The organism is Mesorhizobium maamorense (assembly GCF_044998965.1).
Classification (GTDB): domain Bacteria; phylum Pseudomonadota; class Alphaproteobacteria; order Rhizobiales; family Rhizobiaceae; genus Mesorhizobium.
This window is the reverse complement of sequence record NZ_CP173356.1, coordinates 1,532,068-1,554,818: the sequence shown is the minus strand read 5'-3', so window position 1 is coordinate 1,554,818 and position 22,751 is coordinate 1,532,068. Positions and strand designations below refer to the sequence as shown.

The window sequence follows — 22,751 nt, the reverse complement described above, 5'->3', positions numbered from 1 at the left end:
ACGTCCTTGCAGTGCGATAAAAAAGCTGACAACTTGTCAGCATTACGAAACTGATACTTGATCATGTTTCTTGTCAACCGGGAATTTTGAAGCTCTCGCGAGAGATTGGGCGCATGGCGGAAGCAAGGCGGATGGCGACGGCGCCGAGGCGCAGGCCCAAGCAGGAGCGGAGCCGCGAACGCATCGACGCGATCCTTTCGACGACCATGCGGCTGATCGGCGAAAAAGGCATCGACGCAGTGACAATGAAGGAAGTGGGCGCTCTGGCGGGAGGACCGATCGCCACCGTCTACCATTATTTTCCCAACAAATCGGCGATCCTGGCGATGCTCTATGAGCGCTTCTCGGAGGAAAGCCGCGCACGCTTCGGCGAGATCATCGCCGAAATAAGTGGGCTTGAGGACGTGACGGCTGCCGCGGACCGCATGATCGAGGACTATTACCGGCGCGTGGCCGACGACCCGGCCATCCAGGATCTGCAGAACGCGATCCAGGCCGACAAGGCGCTGCAGAACCTCGACATTGCTGAGACAAGGCACCAGGCCAAGATGTTCTGCGACCACGTCGCTCCGATGCTGCGGCCCGACCGGCGCGAAGACTTCGCGCGCGTGGTGTTCCTGATCTTCCAGCTTGCCGGCGGCGTCGTGCGGCTAGCGCTGACGCAGGACGAGAAGGAAGGCCGGCGCACGATCGACGACTACAGGTCCATCATCCATACGCAGCTGAGATTGTTTCTGTAGTTTTCGGCGGCGGCTTTCGCGCCCCTCTCCCGTGACATCGACACGTCTTGCGTATCGAAGTATCGGGCGGCAGGATCTCTGACCGATAGCGGCAGAGCACCCCTGCGCGCCTTGTTTTGCCGTCGATTGCGGGAGGAACCGGCGCATTTCGCATGAAAGGCCAGCGGCAACTGGCACGTTCTGCGAGCGGGCTTTCGCGGAAAACAAAATTTCGCGCCGCTGCCCGCTCGCGCGCGCCTTGACTCTCGCCAGCCAGCAGCCTATTTCACCGCCACGTTAGCACTCGCCATTGGTGAGTGCTAACCACAGGTCCGGTACCGCCGGGCTTTGTAGATTGTCCGGCTTCGCCGGACGGAGGAACTGTTTCTCACCGTTCTCATCGAGGAAGAAAACATGGCAAAGTCGAAGTTCCGCCCGCTTCATGACCGCGTGGTCGTACGCCGGGTCGAATCCGAATCCAAGACCGCCGGCGGGATCATCATCCCCGACACGGCGAAGGAAAAGCCGCAGGAAGGCGAGATCATCGCCGTCGGCTCCGGCGCCCGCGACGAAGCTGGCAAGCTCGTGCCCCTGGACGTCAAGGCTGGCGACCGCATCCTGTTCGGCAAGTGGTCGGGCACCGAAGTCAAGCTCAATGGCGAAGACCTTCTGATCATGAAGGAATCCGACATTATGGGCATCATCGGCTGAATATCGGCCTTCCCATCAACTGAATCTTAAATCTTCGGGCTCGATCCGAGCCCCTGCCAGGAGTTGAACATGGCTGCCAAAGACGTAAAATTCTCCCGCGACGCCCGTGAGCGCATGCTGCGCGGCGTCAACATCCTCGCCGACGCGGTGAAGGTCACGCTCGGCCCCAAGGGCCGCAACGTCGTCATCGACAAGTCGTTCGGCGCACCGCGCATCACCAAGGACGGCGTCACCGTCGCCAAGGAAATCGAGCTTGAGGACAAGTTCGAGAACATGGGCGCGCAGATGGTCCGCGAAGTCGCTTCGAAGACCAACGACATCGCCGGCGACGGCACCACGACTGCGACCGTTCTGGCGCAGTCGATCGTCCAGGAAGGCCACAAGGCGGTTGCCGCCGGCATGAACCCGATGGACCTGAAGCGCGGCATCGACCTGGCCGTGACCGAAGTGGTCGCAGCTCTCGGCAAGGCCGCCAAGAAGATCAAGACCTCCGAGGAAGTCGCCCAGGTCGGCACCATCTCGGCCAATGGCGACGAGTCGGTCGGCAAGATGATCGCGGAAGCGATGCAGAAGGTCGGCAACGAAGGCGTCATCACCGTCGAGGAAGCCAAGACCGCCGAGACCGAGCTGGAAGTCGTCGAAGGCATGCAGTTCGACCGCGGCTATCTCTCGCCCTACTTCGTCACCAACCCCGATAAGATGGTTGCCGATCTCGAGGACGCCTACATCCTGCTCCACGAGAAGAAGCTCTCCAACCTGCAGGCCATGCTGCCGGTCCTGGAAGCGGTCGTGCAGACCTCCAAGCCGCTGCTCATCATCTCGGAAGACGTCGAAGGCGAGGCCCTGGCCACGCTGGTCGTCAACAAGCTGCGCGGTGGCCTGAAGATCGCCGCCGTCAAGGCTCCGGGCTTCGGTGACCGCCGCAAGGCCATGCTGGAAGACATCGCCATCCTCACCGGTGGCCAGGTCATCTCCGAAGACCTCGGCATCAAGCTCGAGAATGTCGGCCTCAACATGCTCGGCCGCGCCAAGAAGGTGTCGATCTCGAAGGAGAACACCACCATCGTCGACGGCGCCGGCAAGAAGGCCGAGATCCAGGGCCGCGTTGCCCAGATCAAGCAGCAGATCGAGGAGACCACCTCGGACTACGACAAGGAGAAGCTGCAGGAACGCCTGGCCAAGCTCGCCGGCGGTGTTGCCGTGATCCGCGTCGGCGGTGCGACCGAAGTGGAAGTGAAGGAAAAGAAGGACCGCGTCGATGACGCCCTCAACGCGACCCGCGCGGCCGTGGAAGAAGGCATCGTTGCCGGCGGTGGCGTGGCCCTGCTGCGCGCTTCGGGCAACCTCAAGGCCACCGGCGTCAACTCCGACCAGGCCGCCGGCATCAACATCGTGCGCCGCGCGCTGCAGGCTCCGGCCCGTCAGATCGCTGCCAACGCCGGTGCGGAAGCATCGATCGTTGCTGGCAAGATCCTCGAGAACAAGGGCGCGACCTTCGGCTACAACGCCCAGACCGGCGAATATGGCGACATGATCGCCATGGGTATCGTCGATCCGGTCAAGGTCGTGCGTACGGCTCTCCAGGACGCGGCCTCGGTCGCCGGCCTGCTGGTCACCACCGAAGCCATGATCGCGGAGGCTCCGAAGAAGGAGTCGGCTGGCGGCGGCATGCCTGGCGGCATGGGCGGCGGCGGCATGGGCGGTATGGGCGGCATGGACTTCTAATCCAGCCATCTGCTTTATGCATGTGGAAAGGGCGGCAGCGATGCCGCCCTTTTCTTTGCACATTCAGGCCTTGCTTCAGCGTAGTCGGTTGGAATCAGCGTCAGACAGCAGTGCTCTCCGCTTGCCGCGTCGCCTTGCCGGCGAGGACTGCCTGCTCGATCAGGGTAGCCACCTCATCGGCCACGACGTTGATCGATGAGCGATCGCGGGTGGCGCGGGCAATCACCATCAGGCCTTCCAGCGAGGACTCGACCAACAGCGCCAGCGCCCGTGCGCGGCGCTCGACCACCCCTGCCCTGACAAACGCCTGGCGCAGCAGGCCGATCCACTGCTCGAAAGCGGAGCGGCAGATTTCCTCCAAGTCCGGCACGTCGTTCGGCGCATCGAGCACGACCGGCGCGATCGGGCAGCCGAGCGAGAATTCGTTGTCCTCCAGCATGCGAGCGACCGACTGGTAAATGTGGTGAACGGCGACCGCCGGATCGCTTTCCGCCGCCAGCTCGGCACCAAGCCTCTCAGTCACCTCGGCCACGCTGGCGCGCGTCACTTCGACGACCAGTTGATCCTTGCCACCGGGAAAGTGGAAATAGAGCGAGCCGCGCGGGGCGCCGCTGGCGCTCAGTATGTCATTGAGCGAAGTGCCGTGATAGCCGCGCCGCCTGAGCAGCAATCCGGTCGTTTCGAGTATGCGGGCTCTCGTATCGTTCGCCATGTCAACCTCTGTCAGGAGAGATCCTTATAAGCCTTGCCAGAAATATGACAACTGGTCTACATAATATGTAGATCAGTCTATATAATCGAGAGCCGAAATGCGCAGCTATCGTCTTGAGGGTTTGGGCGGAACCGAATGTCTGGTGATGCGGGTGGAGGTGCGACCGGAGCCAAGGCCCCAGGAGATCGTGGTGCGGGTGCGCGCCACCTCGCTCAACCGACGCGATACGATGATCCTCAATGGCACCTACCCCCTGACACCGCGCCGCGGGATCGTTCCGCTCAGCGACGGCGCCGGCGAGGTCGTCGCCATCGGCGATGATGTCACACGCTTTGCCGTCGGCGACCGTGTCACCGGCAGCTATTTCGCCCGCTGGATCGATGGCCGCATCAATGCCGGACTGATCGACCAGCTCGGCTGCACGCTGGATGGCATGCTCGGCGAGTACGCCGTGCTTGACGAGCAATGGGCGGTGCGAGTTCCCGAGCATCTCGACTGGCGCGAGGCGGCAACGCTGAGCTGCGCCGGCCTGACAGCCTGGAACGCACTGACCGGGGCGGAGATTCCCAAGCCCGGCCAATGGGTTCTAGTCATAGGCTCGGGCGGCGTCTCGCTGTTCGCGTTGCAGTTCGCCAAGCTGCTCGGCTGCCGCGTCGTCGCCGTCACCTCTCGCGCCGAGAAGGTCGGCAAGCTGCGGGCGATGGGGGCCGACCTCGTCGTGTCCTCGACCGACATGCCGGAATGGGGGGCGATGGTGCATGACGAAACCGGCGGTATCGACCTTACCGTCGAAACTGGCGGCCCGCCGACCTTCGCGCAGTCGATGATCGCCAGCGCGCTTTACGGGCGCATCGTGCTGCTCACCATTCAGGATGCGAAAGGCGCAACGGTGCAGATCCCGGGCGCCGTCTATCAGCGCAGCCTCGCCACCATCGGCCGTCTGTTCGTCGGCAGCCGCGCGAACCTCGAAACGATGCTCAACGCCGTCTCGGCGCACCGGTTGAGGCCGGTCATCGACAAGGTCTTCCCCTTCACCGAGGCCCGCGACGCCTACCGCTATTTCCAGCAAGGCGACGTGTTCGGGAAGGTCGTCATCGACGGAGCCTGATCTTCAACATCAATCGAACCTCAAGGGAGAACAGCAATGACAATTCGTGAAGCTTCGGCCGAGTGGCAAGGCACGCTGAGGGAAGGTTCAGGCCAGCTGCGGCTTGGCAGCGGTGTGTTCGAAGGCGCTTATTCCTTTCCGTCGCGTTTCGAGAACGGCCCCGGCACCAACCCGGAAGAACTGATTGCGGCCGCGCATGCCGGCTGTTTCTCGATGGCGCTGACCTTCACCCTTGGCCAGGGAGGTCATATTCCCCGGGACATCCGCACCGTCGCCAAGGTGCACCTCGGAGCGACGGAGGCCGGGCCGACCATCACCCGCATCGACCTTGAAACGTCGGTGGACGTCGCGGGGCTCGCCGAAGACCAGTTCGAGCGCCTTGCCCAGTCCGCCAAGGCGAGCTGTCTCGTTTCGCGCGCGCTGGCCGGCGTGGCCCAGATCAACCTCAAGGCGACCCTCGTGGGCACCGCCGCGCAACAATGAATCAGGAGAAGCACGAGATGAGCAGCATCATGGACAGTCATCCAGAGTCGCGGCGGACAGCCGAGATCATGCGGCGCTTCAACGACGTGTTCCAGTTGCACGATCCGTCGGCGCTTGCCGAGTTGGTGGGCGAGGACTGCGTGATTGAAAACACCGTGCCGGCACCGGACGGTGCGCGCCATGCCGGCAAGGCGGCCTGCGTCGGGCTATGGACGGCGATCGCGACTCAGCCCGGCACGCGCTTCGACATCGAGGAGACCTTCGTCGCCGGCGAGCGGGCGACGATCCGCTGGCGCTACTGGATGGCGGACGGCAATTCGCTGCGCGGCGTCAATCTGATGCGCGTCGAGGGCGGGCGTATCGTCGAGGCGATGGGCTACGTCAAGGGATAGGCTGGCTTCACCATATGAGTTACTCCTAATACACATCGGTTTGTGCTAGGAATAGAGTCCGACCGCCATTAGACGATCGAGAAAGACCATAGGGAGGACTAATGTCATGAACATCAGAACCGCCTGCTTTGGAGCACTCGCGTTGACCGTTCTCAGCGGCACGGCACTTGCCGGAGCGCTCGACTCGCCCAAGATGATGGAACCGTTCTTCACCGATGCGAGCATGAAGACGATGAAATCCGACGCCGAGATGAAAGCCGCCTGGGCAAAAATGTCCAAGGACGACCAAGCCATGATGATGAAGGACTGTCAGGATGCGGCGATGAGCAAGCCGTATGCCCCGTTCTGCGAAAAATTGAAGGCGCTCGGCGGCGCGAACAAATGATTGCCGGCTAGTCCGGAGTTGAAGAACAAAAGAAGGCGGGCCAAGGCTCGCCTTCTCATTGTTCGGCATCGATTTCGTGCCAAGGCGGGGCGAACGAATTCTACCTGTCCGCCAGCGCAAGCTTGGCGCCGAGCATGACGAAAGCGCCGGCGAACGTGCGGCGCATCCGAAGGTCAAAAGCATGAAGACGCTGCTCAGTTCCAGCATCTTCGACAGCGCGTGCGGCTCGGTCGTGCTGACGAACTGCGGCAGGAAGGCAAAGAAGAAGATCGACAGCTTCGGGTTGAGCACATTGACGAGGATGCCTCTCGCAATCACCTTGCCGGTGGAGCGCGGCGCGACATTGTCCTCGACGTTCAGACCACCCCTCTCCTTCAGCGTGTTCCAGGCCATGTAAAGGAGGTAGGCGACGCCCAGATATTTCAGCGTCTCGAAGGCGACCGCGCTGGTGTGCAGGAGCGCGGCGAGGCCGGTGATGGCGGCAGCCATATGCGGGATGATGCCGAGCGTGCAGCCGAAAGCGGCGACGATGGAGGCGCGGGCGCCGCGGGAAAGCCCGGCGCTCAGCGTGTAGAGGACGCCGGTGCCGGGCGAAGCCACCACGATCAGCGACGTCAACAAGAATTCGATGCTCACGATTTGGTTCTCCGCTGTGCTGCCCGGCGGGCAGCGTAGCAGCGAAATCCCCGCGCACAAGCCGCGGCGCCGTCAGATCAGAGGACAGGCAGCCCGTGCGCCCGACGCGCCATCAGGCAATCCTCGTCGCCGGGCATGCAGGCGCGGCAGACATCCGGGCGCAGCTCGTAGATGCCGCAAGCGGTTGCCTTGCCCACTTCGCCACAGAGAGCCGAACAGCGCGCGCCCTCGCAACGCATACCCGACAGATCGGTCGCGACATACTTGTCCGGGATACGGTCGAGCTGCGCGTCGTCCTCGGTGGAAAAGCGCGGCCACTCGGCCGAGTAGGAGCAACAGGCGCCGCAGCTCTGGCAATCAAATGCCGGGACGGTGCCTCGTTGCGACGATGAAAGGCTGGCTGCGGTCACCAACGAGAACGGTCCCTGCACAGCAGATTGCGGTCGGCGTCTTGCGGCAAGGCGCTATTTCTTCTTGCCTGCCTTGCGCGACGGCGCCTCGGCCGGAGACTTGAATAGGTCGGTCGCGGCCTCGGCAGCGGCATCCGCCTTCGGCGCGGCAGCCGGCTTGACCGGCTTTGCAGCGGCGGCGGGCGCCGGCGGTTGGTCCTTGGCGGAGAATTTTATGGCCATCTCAGTCCTCGTCGGCGAAGCGCGATGGTGCGCGCGGACTGCGCAAACGGCCGATCAGGGCCGAAACCGCCGTTATGTTCATTTCCTCAGGCGACCAGTTCCTCGCCTCCGCGATGTGATGCGGCGCCAGTTCGCGATGCGTGCTGCCGCTGTAGGCGGCGTCTTGATGGGTCACCGGCTCGCGGGTCTTGGCGTCTTGGCGGACATATTCGATCAAATAGTTCGGGCACTCGGCGCGGCCCCGCACGCCGACGCGCACCTGTGCATCGCCATGGACGCGCTTGCAGCGTTCGAGTTTTTCCAGCACACGCCGAACATATTCGACTGGCTTGTCCAATGTTTCGACCATGTCGGCGATGGTCGCATCAGCGGCGATGGGTGTCGCCGGCACACGCTTCGTCGCCATCAGCGTCTTCCGGCCCGTTTCGGCAACGCCGCCTGTGCGGCCGCCGCAGCCATTTCATCTGCCTCTTTTTCCAGGCGCAGTTCGCGCAAACGCGCGGTCTTGGCTTCACGCGCCTCGGTGAGGGCATCGCGTTCGGAAATGATGCGGTTGAGCGACATCGACTGGGTTTGCGTCTTGCTGAACAAGGGCACTGCCTGATCAGCAGCTGTTTTCGAATTGGCGGTCAAAATTTTTCTCCTGTCAGGAGTCTCGTGCCGATAGGGCAAGACCGGTCTTCAGTCAGGACCCACGCACAAAAGCATTGGGGCGGCGGATTCAATTTGCTGGAGCGTCCCTTAGCACGTTCAGGCCGACGCGCAGCGCATTTTCGACGGCGAGACCCACAAAGTGAAAAAGGCCAGGCACCGCCTGACCTTCCATGAGAGCGTCGCGCATCCAGTGGATGCACAGGACGCTCCGGCACGCAGCGTGCGAAAACTCAGGTTTCCGCCGCCATGCGCCCGAATTCGCCATTCACCAGTGCCAGTACATCCGTGGTCACCGGGAAGGCTGAATCCTTTTTCAGGCCGCCTTCAACTGGTCGGCCGACATCTTGCCGGACTTGTTGTCGCGGACCATCTCGTAGCCGAGCTTCTGGCCCTCGACGATGTCACGCATGCCGGCGCGCTCTACGGCCGAGATGTGGACGAAAACGTCGGCAGAGCCGTCGTCAGGCTGAATAAAACCAAAACCTTTGGTGGCGTTGAACCATTTAACTGTGCCGGTGCTCATGACGAACCCTTTCCATGGCAAATACTCGTTCGCCGTCATGCGGATGCACAACGTCGTTTGTCTCGATTTTTGATGTGGGAAGTTCGTCAAAGGCGCGCTGCAAAGCGCGGATAACAAAAGTCAGTCAACAAATATCGACAAAGGTCTTGTAAGCTATTTAAACGGCCATGTCAATTCTTGGCTCACCCGCCTGTCGTAAGCACATGAGTTGTCCGGATTAGGTAGCACGTGAGTTGTCCGGTTTTATCGCCAGCGGATGGAGGCTGGGGATGAAGCGGACGGCATGGCTACAGGAACGGAGAATGCAGAAGTTTCGAGACGTATTGAGCCGCTGGAATGGCGGCGATCTTTCGATGATGGAGGCAGGCGAGTTGCTTGGCATGTCGGAGCGGCAATTCCGACGCTACCGCGACCGGTACGAAGAAGCTGGGGAAGCAGGGTTGCTGGATCGGCGCTTGGGCAAGCTTTCGACGCGTCGGGTGCCGGCGGAAGCGATTGAGGAGATGCTGGAGCTTTACCGTCATCGCTACCTCGGCTGGAATGTGAAGCATTTCCACGAGCACCTGCTGCGCGATCACCATTTCAGCTGGGTCTACACCTTCATCAAGACGCAGCTCCACGCGGCGGGCCTTGTGGAACGGGCCAAGCGGCGCGGTGCTCACCGGCGCAAGCGGGAGAGGAAGCCTTGCGAGGGGATGATGCTGCATCAGGATGGCAGCCGTCATCGATGGCTGGCGGGTGAGCCGATGCTGGACCTGATCGTGACGATGGACGATGCGACGAGCACGATCTATTCGGCCTTCCTGATCGAGGAGGAAGGCACGGCGTCGAGCTTTCAGGGCCTTCTGGAGACATTCGTCGCCAAGGGATTGCCATCGAGCCTCTACAGCGATCGCGGCAGCCACTATTTCGTGACGCTGAAGGCCGGCGAGGCGGTCGACAAAAGCCGGCTGACCCAGGTCGGCCGGGCACTCGAGCGGCTGGGTATCGAACATATTCCAGCCTATTCCCCTGAAGCGCGAGGCCGCTCGGAGCGGATGTTCTCCACCTTGCAGGATCGGCTACCGAGAGAGCTGGCGCTGGCCGGAATTGCCGACATCGAGGCCGCCAACCGGTTCATCGCACAGACCTACCTACCAGCTCACAATGCCCGCTTCGCCAGGCCGGCCGCGGTCGAGGACAGCGCCTTTGTCGCCGCAGACCCGCAACAACTGGCCCAGATCCTGTGCATCGAGGAGGAGCGCGTCGTTGCCCGCGACAACACGGTCGCCTTCGCGCGGCTGCGATTGCAGCTGCCGCAGAGCCCGATCCGGCATCACTTCGTCAAAGCCACCGTCAAGGTCAGGCACTACCCGGATGGAACCCTCGCGATCTTTCACGGGCCGCGCCGCATTGCTCGCTACAGCTCTGACGGCGCCGCAATCGAAGACACTTGCCCCATCAGGCAAGCCGCGTGAACCGCTTCGACGCCAAAACAGAAGCGGACAGATCATGTGCTACCAAACCGGACAACTTGATTAGCTACCGACATTCTTGGCTCACCCGCCGCGACGGTTCATGCCAATCGGCACTGAACAAAGCGGCCCTAAAAAATCTGGACGCGCCGGGAGCCATTTCGGTCGAAGCACGTTTCATGGTTGTCGTCAGCAATTCACGAGAGCAATCGAAGGAAAAGCTAACGGCAAAGACGCCCCCCGCACGATAAAAGGTGCGAGGGGCGTTTTCTTTCGGCCTTGCATCGCGGCGGTCATCATCGGCGGCATCTCGTAGCGGAGGCCGAGGCCCGAGCGCACTGCCAGGTCGACGTCAGTCAGCGTCCGGGACGAAAAGGCCGCTGCGGGCTTTCATGTCTGGAACGGTTTGCTGAAGGCGTTGGTGAATGTGACCCCGCCGTGATCGTCGCTGGCTTCGCCCAGCACGACATCCATGCCATCATTGGTGACCCGCGCCAGTGCGAACCCGCCCATATAGGCCGCCTTTGGCTTGAAGAGATCAAGGCCGTCGCGCTGATAGATCATCGGCACCTCGTGCTGATGGCCATGGAAGGCGGCAATTATGTTATAGCCCTTCAGAGCCGCAAGCAGTGCCTGACGGTCCGCATCGCTCCACCAATGCGGCGGCCCCTTGCCGTCGTCGTCGAACGCCTTTTTGGCGGGATCCCATCGCTCAGTCGAAAAATTATCCCAGCCATAATGCTGAAACAGGATGACCGGGCGGCCGTCCGCCGCATAGGTCGCCAGATCCTGCTTCAGCCAGGGCAGGCTGCTCTCCGCGCCATGGCCGGTGTCGCCAGCGAAACGGTGGGTCTGGACAAGATGCAGCCCGCCCCAGTCCCACGCATAGCAGTCGGTCTCGACATCGTAGTCGGTGGCCGGAACCGGTGGCTTGAAGAACACGCCGGCACGGTGATTGACTTCGACATAGTCGCGCATTTCGCGCCGGTACCAGTCAACGTGATGCCGCGGGCCGTTTTGGTCGAGGTCATGATTGCCGAGCCCGACATAGACTGGAACATGCACGCGGTCAGGCCCCATGCCTTGCTGGTAACGCTGGCTGAATTGCAGCAATTGCGTGCCTTCACTCGGCTGGGTGATCTGACCACCGCCATCGTCGGTCATGTCGCCGCCGATGACGAGGCCGAGCGGCGTGCCGATTCGGCTGCCGGCGGAGCGTAGGCCCGTCGGGACGCCGCCGATCTCGACGGGCCATGTTTTGTCGCCAATGCCGTTCAGAGCCGCCACATTGCGCAGCAAGGCAGCGTCGGTCTTGCCTTCCTGCTGGCAATTGGGACTCAAGCCGCTGGCCATGCGGCAGGCATGGACATCGGCGATGAACAGGAAGGTGGCATCGACAGGCTGAATGCGCTGCCCGGTCTGGCCGAGCGCCGGGCGTGGAAGCGCAAGGGCCGTGGCAAGACCGGCGGCCCGCGCCAGAAAACGGCGTCGTGATACCGATTTTGGTGAGAAGCGCTTCATCATGGGTTGAAGTTCAGCACGGACACCGGTCAGCAGTAAAGTTCAGCGCCCGGTCCACGGCTGCCCTCCCCCAGAACGGAACTGAGTTGTAGGGATCGTTCCCGTCCTCGGCATCAAAGGTTTCCCGGTGGCAGCAATATCCTGCGACGCCGCCTCGTTGGGGCCATGGGCGAAGCTTGGGCGACATTCTGCTCCAGCCCCGCCAGGCAATCGCGCAACATGCCGGCATCCTGCGCCGTCTTGGCCATCGACATCGCGCCGGAATAGGCCGCGACGGCCAGGGCGGCGAAACGCTGCGGGTCGGTGTCCTGCTCCCTGCCCGCCTGCTGATCAGCCCGGACCTTGTCGGCGATCGCCTGGCGCCAGCCGGCAAAAATGCCGGCAAGGGCGGCGCGCAACTCGGCATCGGCGAGCGACAGTTCATGTGCAAGGTTGTTGAGGGGACAGCCGCGCACGAAGCCTTGTTGCTCAAGTTCCGCCGCCACGGCTTCGAAGGCTGCACGCACGCCTTCGCGCGCCGAAGCGGCCGCCCGCAAAGGCGCCATCCATGTCTCTTCGACCGCCGCGGCCACACGCTCTTCGATCACCGCCAGCGCCAACGCTCTCTTGGTCGGGAAATGATGATGCAACGCGCCGCCGCTGACACCCGCCGCCGCCATCAGATCGCCGAGACTGGACGCGTGATAGCCGCGTACCTGAAAGGACTCCTGCGCGGCATCGAGCACTCTGTTGCGCATGCCTTCGGGATCATTGGTGCGCTTCTGGGCATGCCCTGTCATCGGGAATCTCCACCGTGCCCCTCCAGGAGGGAAGAAAAAGAAGCTAGCAGATTGACAAAACAGGACAACCGGTCTGTTTTGTAAAACAGGATGATCACCCTGTTTTTGGAGACGAGCTTATGAGCCTGCCCCTGAGTGCCACATCGGAGACAGCAGCGCTCGCCTCCCCGGTCGTCGAACTGCGGCAGTACACGCTGAAACCTGGCAAACGCGATACCCTTATCGACCTCTTTGACGGCAAGCTGATCGAAGGCCAGGAAGAGGCCGGGATGACCATCATCGGCCAATTCAGGGACCTCGATCGCCCCGACATGTTCGTCTGGCTGCGCGGTTTCGAGGACATGGAGGCGCGCAAACGTGCCCTGAGCGCCTTCTATGACGGTCCGGTATGGGCAGCGCACCGCAATTCAGCCAATGCCACGATGATCGATTCCGACGATGTGCTGCTGCTCAAGCCTGCGTGGACCGGGGCTGGCTTCGATCTCTCCGGCGCCTTGCGCGCGGGCTTGGCCGTAGACGAAAAGCCAGGCAGAAGCACGCCGCTGTCAGGCATGGTCGTGATTCGGATTTATCATTTGCGGCCGGGCACAGAGGCCGCGTTCGCCAGCCGCTTCGAGGCCGAAGTCGCGCCGATGACGGCGTCACCCGGTGCGCGGCTGCTCGCCGCTTTCGTCACGGAGCATGCGGAAAACAGCTTTCCACGCCTGCCGGTGCGAGCGAGTGAGAATGTTTTCATCAGTGTGATGGGTTTTGATGGCGAAGAAGCGCAGGCCCAGCATGAAACCGCGCTTGCCGCCTCACCTGCATGGCAAGCCTTCTCGCACGCCGTCCGACATGACCTGACCAGACCGACCGAAACCATGCGCCTGTCGGCGACATCGCGCTCGCGGCTTTGTTGCTGATTTCCCAGTCCGCGCGGAGGCGGCGTCTGATCAGAGGCGGGGCGGCGTCTTTGCGGTGGACGGCGGGTATACGGCGGAGTGAGTGGACAGCCGATCTCCCCCCTCGTGGGGGAGATGGCCGGCAGGCCAGAGGGGGGCGCTGTCCCGCCGATCTCTCATTCGATTGCACTTCCGCCCTTGTTCTAACCTGAACGCAGCTGAATGACGACAGATAGCGTTCCTTCGCGCTCCCGCCGCCCTGCCGGGCATCTCCCCACGAGCGGGGAGATTGGCTCCGTCTTCAACCGATTTGCATCTTCATCGCCCGCAATCTCCGCTTGATGCGTTTTGTGCAACGCGATACGCCGTTGCCCAAATCGACAGACCGGAGACTTGCCGTGAGCGCTGCCAAGACCAGAACCGAAACCGATACGTTCGGTCCCATCGAGGTCGCCGCCGACCGTTATTGGGGCGCGCAGGCGCAGCGTTCGCTCGGCAATTTCAAGATCGGTTGGGAAAAGCAGCCGGCATCCGTCGTGCGCGCGCTCGGCATCGTCAAGCGGGCGGCGGCGGAAGCCAATATGGAGCTGAAGCGGCTCGATCCGGCGATCGGCAAGGCGATCGTCGAAGCCTCTCAAGAAGTCATCGACGGCAAGCTCAACGACCATTTCCCGCTGGTGGTCTGGCAGACCGGCTCGGGTACGCAATCCAACATGAACGCCAACGAGGTGATCTCCAACCGGGCGATCGAGATGCTGGGCGGCGTCATGGGCTCCAAGAAGCCGGTGCACCCGAACGACCACGTCAATATGAGCCAGTCGTCGAACGACACCTACCCGACCGCCATGCACATCGCCTGCGCCGAGCGCATCGTGCATGACCTGTTGCCGGCGCTGAAGCACCTGCACAAGGCGCTCGCCGCCAAGAGCAGAGAGTTCAACCATATCATCAAGATCGGCCGCACCCACACGCAGGACGCCACCCCGCTTACGCTGGGCCAGGAATTCTCGGGCTACGCCGCGCAGGTCGCTTCGTCGATCAAGCGCATCGAGCTGACGTTGCCCGGCCTGCAGGAACTGGCGCAGGGCGGCACCGCCGTCGGCACCGGCCTCAACGCGCCCGTCGGCTTCGCCGAGCGGGTGGCCGACCGCATCGCCGCCATCACCGGCATCGCCTTCGTCACAGCGCCGAACAAGTTCGAGGCGCTCGCCGCCCATGATTCCATGGTATTCTCGCACGGTGCCATCAACGCCGCTGCCGCCGCGCTGTTCAAGGTCGCCAACGACATCCGCTTCCTCGGTTCCGGCCCGCGTTCGGGCCTTGGCGAATTGTCGCTGCCGGAAAACGAGCCTGGTTCCTCGATCATGCCGGGCAAGGTCAATCCGACGCAGTGCGAAGCGATGACCCAGGTCTGCGTGCAGGTGTTCGGCAACAATGCGGCGCTCACCTTTGCCGGCAGCCAAGGCCATTTCGAGCTCAACGTCTACAACCCGCTGATGGCCTACAACTTCCTGCAATCGGTGCAGTTGCTCGCCGACGCTTCGGTCTCCTTCACCGACAATTGCGTCGTCGGCATCGAGGCGCGCGAAGACAACATCAAGGCGGCCCTCGACCGCTCGCTGATGCTGGTGACGGCGCTTGCGCCCACCATCGGCTACGACAGCGCTGCCAAAATCGCCAAGACCGCGCACAAGAACGGCACCACGCTGCGCGAGGAAGCGCTGGCCACCGGGCTGGTCAGCGAAGCCGACTACGACCGGATCGTGCGGCCGGAAGATATGACCCATCCGGGGTGAAGGCACTTTTTCGGCGGGAGAATATCCTCCCGCCACCGCATCGACCGGCACGAATTTCCGTTTTTCACCGCTTCACGGAAACGTATGTCCTGTGAACAATGTGTCGCCAGGCAGGCGGCTTTGGTGAACAGTCGGCATAGTCTATCTGACGGGCGATCAACCCCATTCGGAGAGCCACCATGTCCACCAACACTTCCTTCGCCGGCGCCGGCACCGCGTCCAACAGTTCTGTCACGATCCTGCTCGGCCGCATCCTGCTCGCGGTCATTTTCCTGCTTTCCGGTTTCGGCAAGCTCAGCGCCCTTTCCGGCACCGCGGCCTATTTCGGCGGCCTCGGCCTGCCCTTGCCGACCGTGACGGCCATCGTCGTCGGCCTCATCGAACTGCTTGGCGGCCTGGCCATTCTCGTCGGCTTCCAGACCCGGATTGCCGCCTGGGTGCTGGCGATCTTCACCGTCGCCACGGCCCTGGTCGCCCACACCGGCTGGGCCGACCAGATGCAGATGATCAACTTCATGAAGAACCTGGCGATCACCGGCGGCTTCCTCGTGCTGGCTTCCTCAGGCGCCGGCGCCTATTCGGTCGACGCCAAGCGCGGCTGAACTTCCTCCCCGTCTTGACAGCAGTGGCGCGGAATTTTCCGCGCCACTGTTTCGTTGTCGGTGCAGAAGCCTCAATTCAGCGCCCGGATTTGCCGGGCATTGGTGGTAGGATCGATCGGTCCGGGTGGGTAAAGGCCCAAACCGGCCAACCGACAACGGAGGTGATCATGCCTCGCAACGCACTGCTTCTGGCTTCGCGGCTGCTGCTTGCCGCGCTATTCGTACCGTCAGGCTTCCATGCGCTCGCCGACATTGCCGGCACGTCGGGCTATTTCGCCGGCCTTGGCCTGCCGCTTCCGGGGCTCGCCGCGTGGGGCACGGGCCTGTTCGAGCTGATCGCCGGACTGCTGATACTCATCGGCTTCCAGACCCGGATCGTGGCTCTGCTTTTGGCCGCCTTCTGCATCGTTGCCGGCTTCATCGGCCATTACGGCCAGGGCGCCGATGATGCGACGCTTGCCTTCCTGCACCAGCAGATGCTGATGAAGGACATCGCGATATCGGGCGGCTTTCTGGCGCTCGCCATGGCCGGCCCCGGCGCCTGGTCGGTCGACGGGCGGGCTGCGGTTTGATATCGCCTAAATCCAAGGGCAGGCCCGGAACCAACCAGACATATGCCCCGGGTTGAACTTTTGATGCCCGGGCCAAGTCAACACCCGCGTCAAGTCGACCCCCACTCCGTCGAACTGCGCTCGACACCTCTCCCCCGATCGACGGGGTAGAGGAAGGGCGCGAGTTCGCCAATCTTGGCGCCCTTCCTCTCCCTCCGGAGGGGAGAGGTGGCTTGGCGAAGCCAAGACGGAGTGGGGGAAGCCGGTCTTCAAACGCGAAGCCGCTGACAAGTGGCGCGATTGAGTTGGTCTATATCGGCGTGGATCAGATAACTCACGCTCTGGTAGGCCGTACCTATTTCACCGAAACGCTCGGTCCGCCCTCGACCGCCAGCACCAGGCGGCGGCCGGTAATTCGCGCCAGTTGCGCCAAGCGCCCGGCGGGACGCTCGCCATAGAGATCTGCCAGAGATGCCGGCAAGACCAGCGCCAGCACGCCATTGCCGCGCTGCTCCCATTTCAGCCTTGGCATGACGTCGGGCATCGAGGCGGTCAGCAGGTAGACGACGCGCATCGATGCCGCCAGCACCCGCGCCCGCTCCAGATAGCGCGGTGTCGCCAGCGCCTTGATCTCGGGCGCGATGGCTTCGTTGAAGATGCCGTCGTGCCGATAGGCATTGGCCATCGCCAGATAGGCGCGGCCAGGGTGGTCCACGCCGAAAAAGGAGGCGTGGGCGATGATGTTGAGCGATTGCTTGCCGCGATATTCGGGATGCGCGCGCCAACCGATGTCGGCCAGCAATGCCGCCGCGTGGCGGTAGCGCGCCTCGTCCTCGGTCTCGTCGATGCCGAAAGCGGCAAAGGTCTTGGCCGTCCAGTCGACGAGTTCATGCGCATGGGTGACCGAGCGCGAGCGCAGCCGGGCGAGTTCCTCCGATGCCGAGATCAGAGGATCGGCCTTCTGCTCGGCCTGGTCGAGCAGGGAATAGAGGAAGCCTTCGCGCACGCCGAGCGCCGAGACGATGATGTTCGACGGCTGCATCGCCGCCATGATCTCCTGCAGCACGATGGCACCGTAAGGCAGGAGCGAGCGGCGGTTCTTCGAAACACCCTCGATGCCTTTGATCTTCTCGATCTCGCCTTTCGCCACTTGCCGCAGGAAATTGGCGGCACTTTCGACGCCGATCTCGTAGTGGTGCATGACGCCAAGCGGATAGTTGGTCATCTCCATGTGCAGCCGGGCGAGATTTCGCCAGGTGCCGCCAACGGCATAGAAAGGCCTGCCTTGCCCGCTTTTCAGAAGCTTCGCCCGCCCCAGCTCGTCGCGCACGATTTTCGCCGCCTGCGTGAGGGAATTCTTGGCCATGTCCTGCAGGCGCAGGCCGCCCAGCGGTAACGTTATGCCGTCGCCGATCGCTTCGCCATTGACGTCGACCAGTTCAAGGCTGCCGCCACCGAGGTCACCCGCAATACCGTTGGCCGGATGAAAGCCGCAGATGACGCCGAGCGCGGAATAGTAGGCTTCCTCGCGGCCGCTGATCACGCGGATCTCGGTCTTGAGCACGTCTTCGGCGCGGTGGATGAAATCGGGGCCGTTGACGGCCTCGCGCGCGGCGGCGGTCGCCAGCACGTACATGTGCTCGGCACCGGCCTGGTCGGAGAGCGCGCGGAAGCGGCGGAACTCCTCCATCGACCGTGTCACGCCCTCGGGGTCGAGCTTCCCCGTCGACACGATGCCGCGGCCGAGGCCCGCCAGCATCTTTTCGTTGAACAGCATGGTCGGCGAGCGCGCCAGCCCCTCATAGACGACAAGGCGGATCGAATTCGAGCCGATGTCGATGATGGACAGCGGTCGGCGATCCTGCAGCCGGCCCTGGGAATCGGACAGCATCAGGCGGCGGCGTTCTTCTTGCGGCGCTTGAATTGCGCGATCCGCTTCGGCGCATGCGATTTCAGCGCATCACCCCGTCCCGACAGGCTCGGATTGGTCATGAAATATTCCTGCGCGTTGAACGGCTCCTCGCCCTCCTCGAGCACGACGCGCCGGGAGGTTCCATCAGCCAATACGTCGAAACTTTGCTGATTGTCCATGATGTTGCCGAGCATGATCTGGCCCAGCACCTGTTCATGCACAGTTGGGTTGGTGATCGGCACCATGGTCTCGACGCGGCGGTCGAGGTTGCGCGGCATGAGGTCGGCCGAGGAGATGTAGACGACGGCCTCGTCCGACGGCAGGCCGTGGCCATTGCCGAAGCAATAGATGCGGCTGTGCTCGAGGAAACGGCCGACAATCGACTTGACCCTGATGTTTTCCGACAGGCCCGGCACCTGCGGCCGCAGGCAGCATATGCCGCGCACGACCAGGTCGATCTCGACGCCCGCTCGGCTGGCGTCGTAGAGCGCGTCGATGATGATCGGATCGACCAGCGCGTTCATCTTCATCCAGATGCGTGCCGGCCGTCCCTCGAGTGCGTGGGCGACCTCATCGGAGATGTGCTGCAGGATACGGTTCCTCAGCGTGAAGGGCGAGATCGCCAGCCGCATTTCGGCGGTCGGCTCGGCATAGCCGGTGATGAAGTTGAAAAGCTGGGCGACATCGCGTGCGATCGTTGCATCGGTGGTGAAGAAGGACAGGTCGGTGTAGATGCGCGCGGTCACCGGATGGTAATTGCCGGTGCCCAGATGCACATAATTGCGCAGCTTGCTGTCCTCGCGCCGCACCACCAGCGACATCTTGGCGTGGGTCTTGAGCTCGAGGAAGCCGAACACGACCTGGACGCCGGCGCGCTCGAGGTCGCGCGCCCAGCGGATGTTGGCCTCCTCGTCGAAGCGCGCCTTGAGTTCGACCAGTGCCGTCACCGACTTGCCGGCCTCGGCGGCGTCGACCAGCGCACGCACGATCGGGCTGTCGTTGGAGGTTCGGTAAAGCGTCTGCTTGATCGCCACCACTTCCGGGTCGGCCATCGCCTGGCGAAGGAACTGAACCACCACGTCGAAGGATTCGTAGGGGTGGTGGACGATGATGTCCTTCTCGCGGATAGCGGCGAAGCAATCGCCGCCATGCTCGCGGATGCGCTCGGGGAAACGCGGATTGTAGGGCGTGAATTTGAGGTCGTCGCGGGCAACGGCGACGATCTCCGAAATCTGGCTGAGCGCCAGCGGGCCGGTCAGGACGCTGATGCGGCTCGACGAAACGCCGAGTTCGCCGGCGACGAATTCGCGTAGTTCGGCCGGCATGAGCATGTCGAACTCGATGCGAATGACGGAGCCGCGGCGGCGGCGCTTTAGCGCGGTCTCGAACAGGCGCACGAGATCTTCCGATTCCTCCTCGACCTCGATGTCGCTGTCGCGAATGATGCGGAACGTGCCGGAGCCCTTGACCTCGTAACCCGGGAACAACTTGCCGATGTAAAGGCCGACCGCCTCTTCCAGCGGGATGAAGCGGACATGGTGCTTGCGGTCCGGCAAACGGATGAAACGCTTCAGCGCCACCGGCAAGCGCAAGAGCGCGCTCATCTCCTCGCCGTTCTTGCGATGGCGAAGCTGCAGCGCCATCGAGAAGCCGAGATTGGGGATGAACGGGAACGGATGCGCCGGGTCGATCGACAATGGCGTGAGAACAGGAAACACCTGGTCCTGGAAGTGCTCCTCCAGCCAGGCCTTCTCGTCCTTGGTCAGCGCGTCGCGGGTGATACTCTCGATGCCTTCCTTGTTGAGCAGCACGGTCAGCGCCGAGAGGCTTTTCTGCTGGTCTTCCTGCAACCGTTCGACCTCGCGAAGCAGTTGTTCGAGCTGCTGCTCGGGGGTACGCCCATCCGGGCTTCTCAACACGATGCCTTCGCGAACCTGGCCGGCGAGACCGGCGACGCGCACCATGAAGAACTCATCGAGATTGGCCGCGGAGATCGACAGGAAACGTACCCTCTCCAGCAGCGGATGGTTTGTGTTCTGCGATTCCTCGAGGACGCGGCGGTTGAACTGCAACCAGGAGAACTCGCGATTGACGAAACGATCCGGATTGCCTTCCGGGCTTGCCGCTTCCGCATTGATGAACTCGCTCTGGACCGGCTTCAGTTCGTTCATGGTTCCTGCTCTTCCCACGTCTGGTTGCTTCGCCGCTTTCGGGCGGCGCCCAGGCTGTTGCGCCTGGCTGCGATGCTCCAGCCGGTTAACCGGCTTAAGTTATCCTCTGACAGGCTTTTGCGACAGTTTCATTTCATCGAACTTGCAAACAGGCCGGTTATGATCCAAACGCTGAGCAGACTGCGCTAAAGGAGACGACGATGGCAGGCGGTTCCATTCCCCATTTCCAGAACGATGCGGGCCATCCGGCGATCGACATCGGCGTCAAGGAATTCATGTGCACCGGCGCCAACCCGCCTTTCGACCATCCGCATGTGTTTCTCGATATGGGCGACGACAATGAGAAGGTCTGCCCCTACTGCTCGACGCTCTACCGCTATTCGCCGAAGCTGACGGCGATGGAAACGCTGCCGGCCGGCTGCCTCTACATCGACCAGGCCGCCTGACTTCCAGCGGCCCGGCCAATGGCAGACGCACAGTCCCGGCAAGTCATCATCGCCGGGGCGGGTATTGCCGGGCTGACCGCGGCGTTGGCTTTCGCTGAGCGCGGCTATCCCGTGCGGATCTTCGAACAGGCGCAGCGCCTGGAGGCGGCCGGTGCCGGCATCCAGCTTTCGCCCAACGCGACGCGCATCCTGCGTGAGTTCGGCGTACTCGACGCACTTCTTCCCAATGCCGTCAGGCCGGAAGCCGTGGTGCTGAAGAATGCGGCAACCTTGGGCGAACTGGCGCGCGTACCTCTTGGACGAACCGGCGAGGCGCGCTGGGGTGCGCCCTACCTCGTGGCGCATCGAGCGGACCTGCAAAACGCGCTGATGGCGCGCGTGGCTGCCATGCCCGATGTTCATCTCACCACCGGCGCGCGCCTTGGCAGCGTCACGATCAACAGTTCAGGCATCACCGCGGCAGCCGATGTGGGTGGCAGGCCCATCGCGGCGGAAGGTTTCCTTCTGGTCGGCGCCGATGGCGTCTGGTCGTCGGTGCGCGGACTTGCCGACCAAGGAAGGAAAACCAGGCTTGCGAAAAGCCACTTCTCCGGCGAACTGGCCTGGCGGGCAACCGTCAGCGCAGACAGTCCTGCCGGGCAAACTTTTGCAGAGATCGGTGCGCCGGACTGCGTCACCACCTTCCTGCATCCCGGCTTTCACATGGTCGCCTATCCCGTCAGCAAGGGCAGCGCCATCAACCTCGTCGCTTTCACCAGGGGCGAGCGTATCGCCGAAGGCTGGTCCGGCCATGCCGATCCCGCAATCCTGGCCGGCGCCATGCGCCGCACCGCGCCGGCGCTGGCAAGGCTTGCGGAGTTGGCCGGCCCATGGGCGGCCTGGCCGATCCATACGGTCGATCAGAAGCAGCCATGGGTAAGGTCGGGCCGCATCGCGCTGGTCGGCGACGCGGCGCATGCCATGACTCCGTTCGCGGCACAGGGCGCCGCAATGGCCATCGAGGATGCCGCCACGCTTGCCGATGTCATGGCCGCCTCCCCTGCCGACCTGGCCGGAAGTCTTCAAATCTGGGAAGGCCTGCGCCGGCCGCGCGTCGTGAGTGGCACGTCGCGGCGCCCTCAACCGCCTTGCCTGGCATGCCTGGGGTCCGGTGGCGTTGGCGCGCAACCTTTTCCTGAAAATGCGGGCGCCGGAGAAGCTCGCCGCGGATTTGGACTGGCTTTATGGGTGGCGGGCCTAGAACTCGAACGAGGCGTTGGCGTTATCTGCGCGACCTACCAATTATACAGCCTCAACGACCACCCGAGCGAGACCGGCAACGGGTTCCACCAACCGGTGCGCAGGCCGGCGGTTCGCAAGGCGGCCGCGGTCCAGGTGTTGCAGCCGGCCAGCGCATTGAAATGGCCGTTCGCCTCATAGAAGCGGTCGAAATTGGAATAGGCGGCCCCGGCGATGACGATCGGCCCGCCTGGTCCTTGCTGAAAACTCGCATCGATGAAGTCGAGCAATGCCGCAAAGCGGTCCTCCGGGATGTCGAAACCGGCGACGTCGGGTCCGGAGATATTGCCGGCGACCTCGACATGCATCACTGAAGCGTCAAGCGTCAGGGCCTTGAATACGGGCATCGCCTTCAGCTGCGACCAGGTCGGCGTCTCCAGGTAGAAGGCGCGGCCGCCCCAGCCGAAGACGATGTAGCGCACCTCGGGCGCGTCGGAAGGCTGGCCGGCAGCGGCGAGGAAGCGAAAGCGCCGGCGCACGCCGTCATCGACGGGAATGGCGATGTCGGTGTGGATCGGATTGCTCAGCACCAGAATGTGCCTGGTGCCCTCGCCGGCCGCGGCAGCCGGCCAAAGTGGCCGCGGCACCAGCGTGCCGAGTGCCGCGACCAGCACCACCGCGGCAACCAGCACGGCCAGGAAACGAAGGCGTTTTCTCATCCGGGCATAGTTCTTGCGATT

Annotated in this window: 25 protein-coding genes and 2 pseudogenes; 15 read left to right on the top strand and 12 right to left on the bottom strand. The window is 63.1% G+C overall.

The annotated features are described in order from the left end of the window. Positions 1–113: 113 nt before the first annotated feature. The 3 genes from ACIU1A_RS07915 (at position 114) to groL (ending at position 3,155) form a co-directional block, all read left to right on the top strand. The gene (locus ACIU1A_RS07915; RefSeq protein WP_181165128.1) at positions 114–740 is read left to right on the top strand and encodes a TetR/AcrR family transcriptional regulator; all 627 of its coding nucleotides are present in this window, start codon (positions 114–116) and stop codon (positions 738–740) included. A 393-nt stretch (positions 741–1,133) separates the two neighbouring features. Beyond that, positions 1,134–1,430 (top strand): co-chaperone GroES, encoded by a 297-nt coding sequence (groES, locus tag ACIU1A_RS07910; RefSeq protein ID WP_006203049.1) that lies wholly within the window; start codon positions 1,134–1,136, stop codon positions 1,428–1,430. 69 nt (positions 1,431–1,499) lie between these two features. Next, a complete protein-coding gene (gene groL / locus ACIU1A_RS07905; RefSeq protein ID WP_140494274.1) occupies positions 1,500–3,155 on the top strand; it encodes a chaperonin GroEL in 1,656 nt (551 codons plus the stop codon). A gap of 100 nt (positions 3,156–3,255) precedes the next feature. Here groL and ACIU1A_RS07900 read toward each other — a convergent pair whose 3' ends face one another. After that, entirely contained in the window at positions 3,256–3,867 is a 612-nt protein-coding gene (locus ACIU1A_RS07900) for a TetR/AcrR family transcriptional regulator (protein WP_140494276.1), read from the bottom strand. Between the two features lie 97 nt (positions 3,868–3,964). On the opposite strand from ACIU1A_RS07900, the gene ACIU1A_RS07895 reads away from it, so the two are divergent. The 4 genes from ACIU1A_RS07895 (at position 3,965) to ACIU1A_RS07880 (ending at position 6,235) form a co-directional block, all read left to right on the top strand. Further along, entirely contained in the window at positions 3,965–4,975 is a 1,011-nt protein-coding gene (locus ACIU1A_RS07895; protein WP_404927027.1) for an NAD(P)-dependent alcohol dehydrogenase, read from the top strand. Positions 4,976–5,011: 36 nt separating this feature from the next. Continuing rightward, positions 5,012–5,458 (top strand): OsmC family protein, encoded by a 447-nt coding sequence (locus ACIU1A_RS07890; protein ID WP_404927026.1) that lies wholly within the window; start codon positions 5,012–5,014, stop codon positions 5,456–5,458. A gap of 17 nt (positions 5,459–5,475) precedes the next feature. Then, positions 5,476–5,850, top strand: coding sequence for a nuclear transport factor 2 family protein (locus tag ACIU1A_RS07885; protein ID WP_140880467.1), 375 nt, complete (start codon positions 5,476–5,478; stop codon positions 5,848–5,850). Positions 5,851–5,956: 106 nt separating this feature from the next. After that, positions 5,957–6,235: a hypothetical protein gene (locus ACIU1A_RS07880; RefSeq protein WP_140637692.1), complete on the top strand. Its 279-nt coding sequence runs from the start codon at positions 5,957–5,959 to the stop codon at positions 6,233–6,235. A gap of 100 nt (positions 6,236–6,335) precedes the next feature. Here ACIU1A_RS07880 and ACIU1A_RS07875 read toward each other — a convergent pair. The 6 genes and pseudogenes from ACIU1A_RS07875 to ACIU1A_RS07850 all read right to left on the bottom strand — a co-directional run bounded on the left by ACIU1A_RS07875 (position 6,336) and on the right by ACIU1A_RS07850 (position 8,680). Then, positions 6,336–6,871: pseudogene (locus tag ACIU1A_RS07875) on the bottom strand (LysE family translocator). A gap of 77 nt (positions 6,872–6,948) precedes the next feature. Further along, the gene (locus ACIU1A_RS07870) at positions 6,949–7,284 is read right to left on the bottom strand and encodes a YkgJ family cysteine cluster protein (protein ID WP_140880465.1); all 336 of its coding nucleotides are present in this window, start codon (positions 7,282–7,284) and stop codon (positions 6,949–6,951) included. A gap of 51 nt (positions 7,285–7,335) precedes the next feature. Then, positions 7,336–7,503 carry a hypothetical protein gene (locus ACIU1A_RS07865; protein ID WP_181167560.1) on the bottom strand — a complete coding sequence of 56 codons (168 nt, stop codon included), beginning with the start codon at positions 7,501–7,503 and terminating at the stop codon, positions 7,336–7,338. Position 7,504: 1 nt separating this feature from the next. Further along, entirely contained in the window at positions 7,505–7,909 is a 405-nt protein-coding gene (locus ACIU1A_RS07860) for a hypothetical protein (RefSeq protein ID WP_140494290.1), read from the bottom strand. Then, positions 7,909–8,136 (bottom strand): hypothetical protein, encoded by a 228-nt coding sequence (locus ACIU1A_RS07855; RefSeq protein WP_140494292.1) that lies wholly within the window; start codon positions 8,134–8,136, stop codon positions 7,909–7,911. Before ACIU1A_RS07855 ends, ACIU1A_RS07860 begins: the two co-directional genes overlap by 1 nt. A gap of 334 nt (positions 8,137–8,470) precedes the next feature. After that, positions 8,471–8,680 (bottom strand): cold-shock protein, encoded by a 210-nt coding sequence (locus ACIU1A_RS07850; protein ID WP_010915421.1) that lies wholly within the window; start codon positions 8,678–8,680, stop codon positions 8,471–8,473. A 302-nt stretch (positions 8,681–8,982) separates the two neighbouring features. On the opposite strand from ACIU1A_RS07850, the gene ACIU1A_RS07845 reads away from it, so the two are divergent. Both ACIU1A_RS07845 and ACIU1A_RS07840 read left to right on the top strand, forming a co-directional pair. Then, positions 8,983–10,137, top strand: a complete 1,155-nt coding sequence (locus tag ACIU1A_RS07845; protein WP_404926836.1) for an ISNCY family transposase — start codon at positions 8,983–8,985, stop codon at positions 10,135–10,137. Continuing rightward, a complete protein-coding gene (locus ACIU1A_RS07840; protein WP_404927025.1) occupies positions 10,134–10,385 on the top strand; it encodes a hypothetical protein in 252 nt (83 codons plus the stop codon). Before ACIU1A_RS07845 ends, ACIU1A_RS07840 begins: the two co-directional genes overlap by 4 nt. Positions 10,386–10,524: 139 nt before the next feature. Here ACIU1A_RS07840 and ACIU1A_RS07835 read toward each other — a convergent pair whose 3' ends face one another. Together ACIU1A_RS07835 and ACIU1A_RS07830 are read right to left on the bottom strand one after the other, a co-directional pair. Continuing rightward, positions 10,525–11,658, bottom strand: coding sequence for a metallophosphoesterase (locus ACIU1A_RS07835; RefSeq protein WP_404927024.1), 1,134 nt, complete (start codon positions 11,656–11,658; stop codon positions 10,525–10,527). A 110-nt stretch (positions 11,659–11,768) separates the two neighbouring features. Then, the gene (locus tag ACIU1A_RS07830) at positions 11,769–12,434 is read right to left on the bottom strand and encodes a TetR/AcrR family transcriptional regulator (protein WP_404927023.1); all 666 of its coding nucleotides are present in this window, start codon (positions 12,432–12,434) and stop codon (positions 11,769–11,771) included. A gap of 119 nt (positions 12,435–12,553) precedes the next feature. Here ACIU1A_RS07830 and ACIU1A_RS07825 point away from each other — a divergent pair, with 119 nt between their 5' ends. From ACIU1A_RS07825 to ACIU1A_RS07810, 4 genes are all read left to right on the top strand, one after another. Continuing rightward, positions 12,554–13,336, top strand: coding sequence for an NIPSNAP family protein (locus ACIU1A_RS07825; protein ID WP_404927022.1), 783 nt, complete (start codon positions 12,554–12,556; stop codon positions 13,334–13,336). A 377-nt stretch (positions 13,337–13,713) separates the two neighbouring features. After that, positions 13,714–15,111 carry a class II fumarate hydratase gene (gene fumC / locus ACIU1A_RS07820; protein ID WP_404927021.1) on the top strand — a complete coding sequence of 466 codons (1,398 nt, stop codon included), beginning with the start codon at positions 13,714–13,716 and terminating at the stop codon, positions 15,109–15,111. Positions 15,112–15,290: 179 nt separating this feature from the next. Beyond that, a complete protein-coding gene (locus ACIU1A_RS07815) occupies positions 15,291–15,713 on the top strand; it encodes a DoxX family protein (RefSeq protein WP_140584479.1) in 423 nt (140 codons plus the stop codon). Positions 15,714–15,880: 167 nt separating this feature from the next. Continuing rightward, positions 15,881–16,285, top strand: coding sequence for a DoxX family protein (locus tag ACIU1A_RS07810; RefSeq protein WP_404927020.1), 405 nt, complete (start codon positions 15,881–15,883; stop codon positions 16,283–16,285). A gap of 334 nt (positions 16,286–16,619) precedes the next feature. Here the strand turns inward: ACIU1A_RS07810 and ppx are convergent, their stop codons facing one another. Together ppx and ACIU1A_RS07800 are read right to left on the bottom strand one after the other, a co-directional pair. Next, positions 16,620–18,155, bottom strand: coding sequence for an exopolyphosphatase (gene ppx, locus ACIU1A_RS07805; RefSeq protein WP_404927019.1), 1,536 nt, complete (start codon positions 18,153–18,155; stop codon positions 16,620–16,622). Then, positions 18,155–20,347 carry an RNA degradosome polyphosphate kinase gene (locus tag ACIU1A_RS07800; RefSeq protein WP_140685788.1) on the bottom strand — a complete coding sequence of 731 codons (2,193 nt, stop codon included), beginning with the start codon at positions 20,345–20,347 and terminating at the stop codon, positions 18,155–18,157. Before ACIU1A_RS07800 ends, ppx begins: the two co-directional genes overlap by 1 nt. Positions 20,348–20,547: 200 nt before the next feature. Between ACIU1A_RS07800 and ACIU1A_RS07795 the strand changes: the two genes are divergently transcribed. Beyond that, positions 20,548–20,793 carry a zinc-finger domain-containing protein gene (locus ACIU1A_RS07795; protein ID WP_140494310.1) on the top strand — a complete coding sequence of 82 codons (246 nt, stop codon included), beginning with the start codon at positions 20,548–20,550 and terminating at the stop codon, positions 20,791–20,793. 18 nt (positions 20,794–20,811) lie between these two features. Then, a pseudogene (locus tag ACIU1A_RS07790) lies at positions 20,812–22,033 on the top strand (FAD-dependent monooxygenase). Positions 22,034–22,067: 34 nt separating this feature from the next. On the opposite strand, the gene ACIU1A_RS07785 reads toward ACIU1A_RS07790, so the two are convergent. Then, entirely contained in the window at positions 22,068–22,730 is a 663-nt protein-coding gene (locus ACIU1A_RS07785) for a TIGR02117 family protein (RefSeq protein ID WP_404927018.1), read from the bottom strand. Positions 22,731–22,751 lie beyond the last annotated feature (21 nt).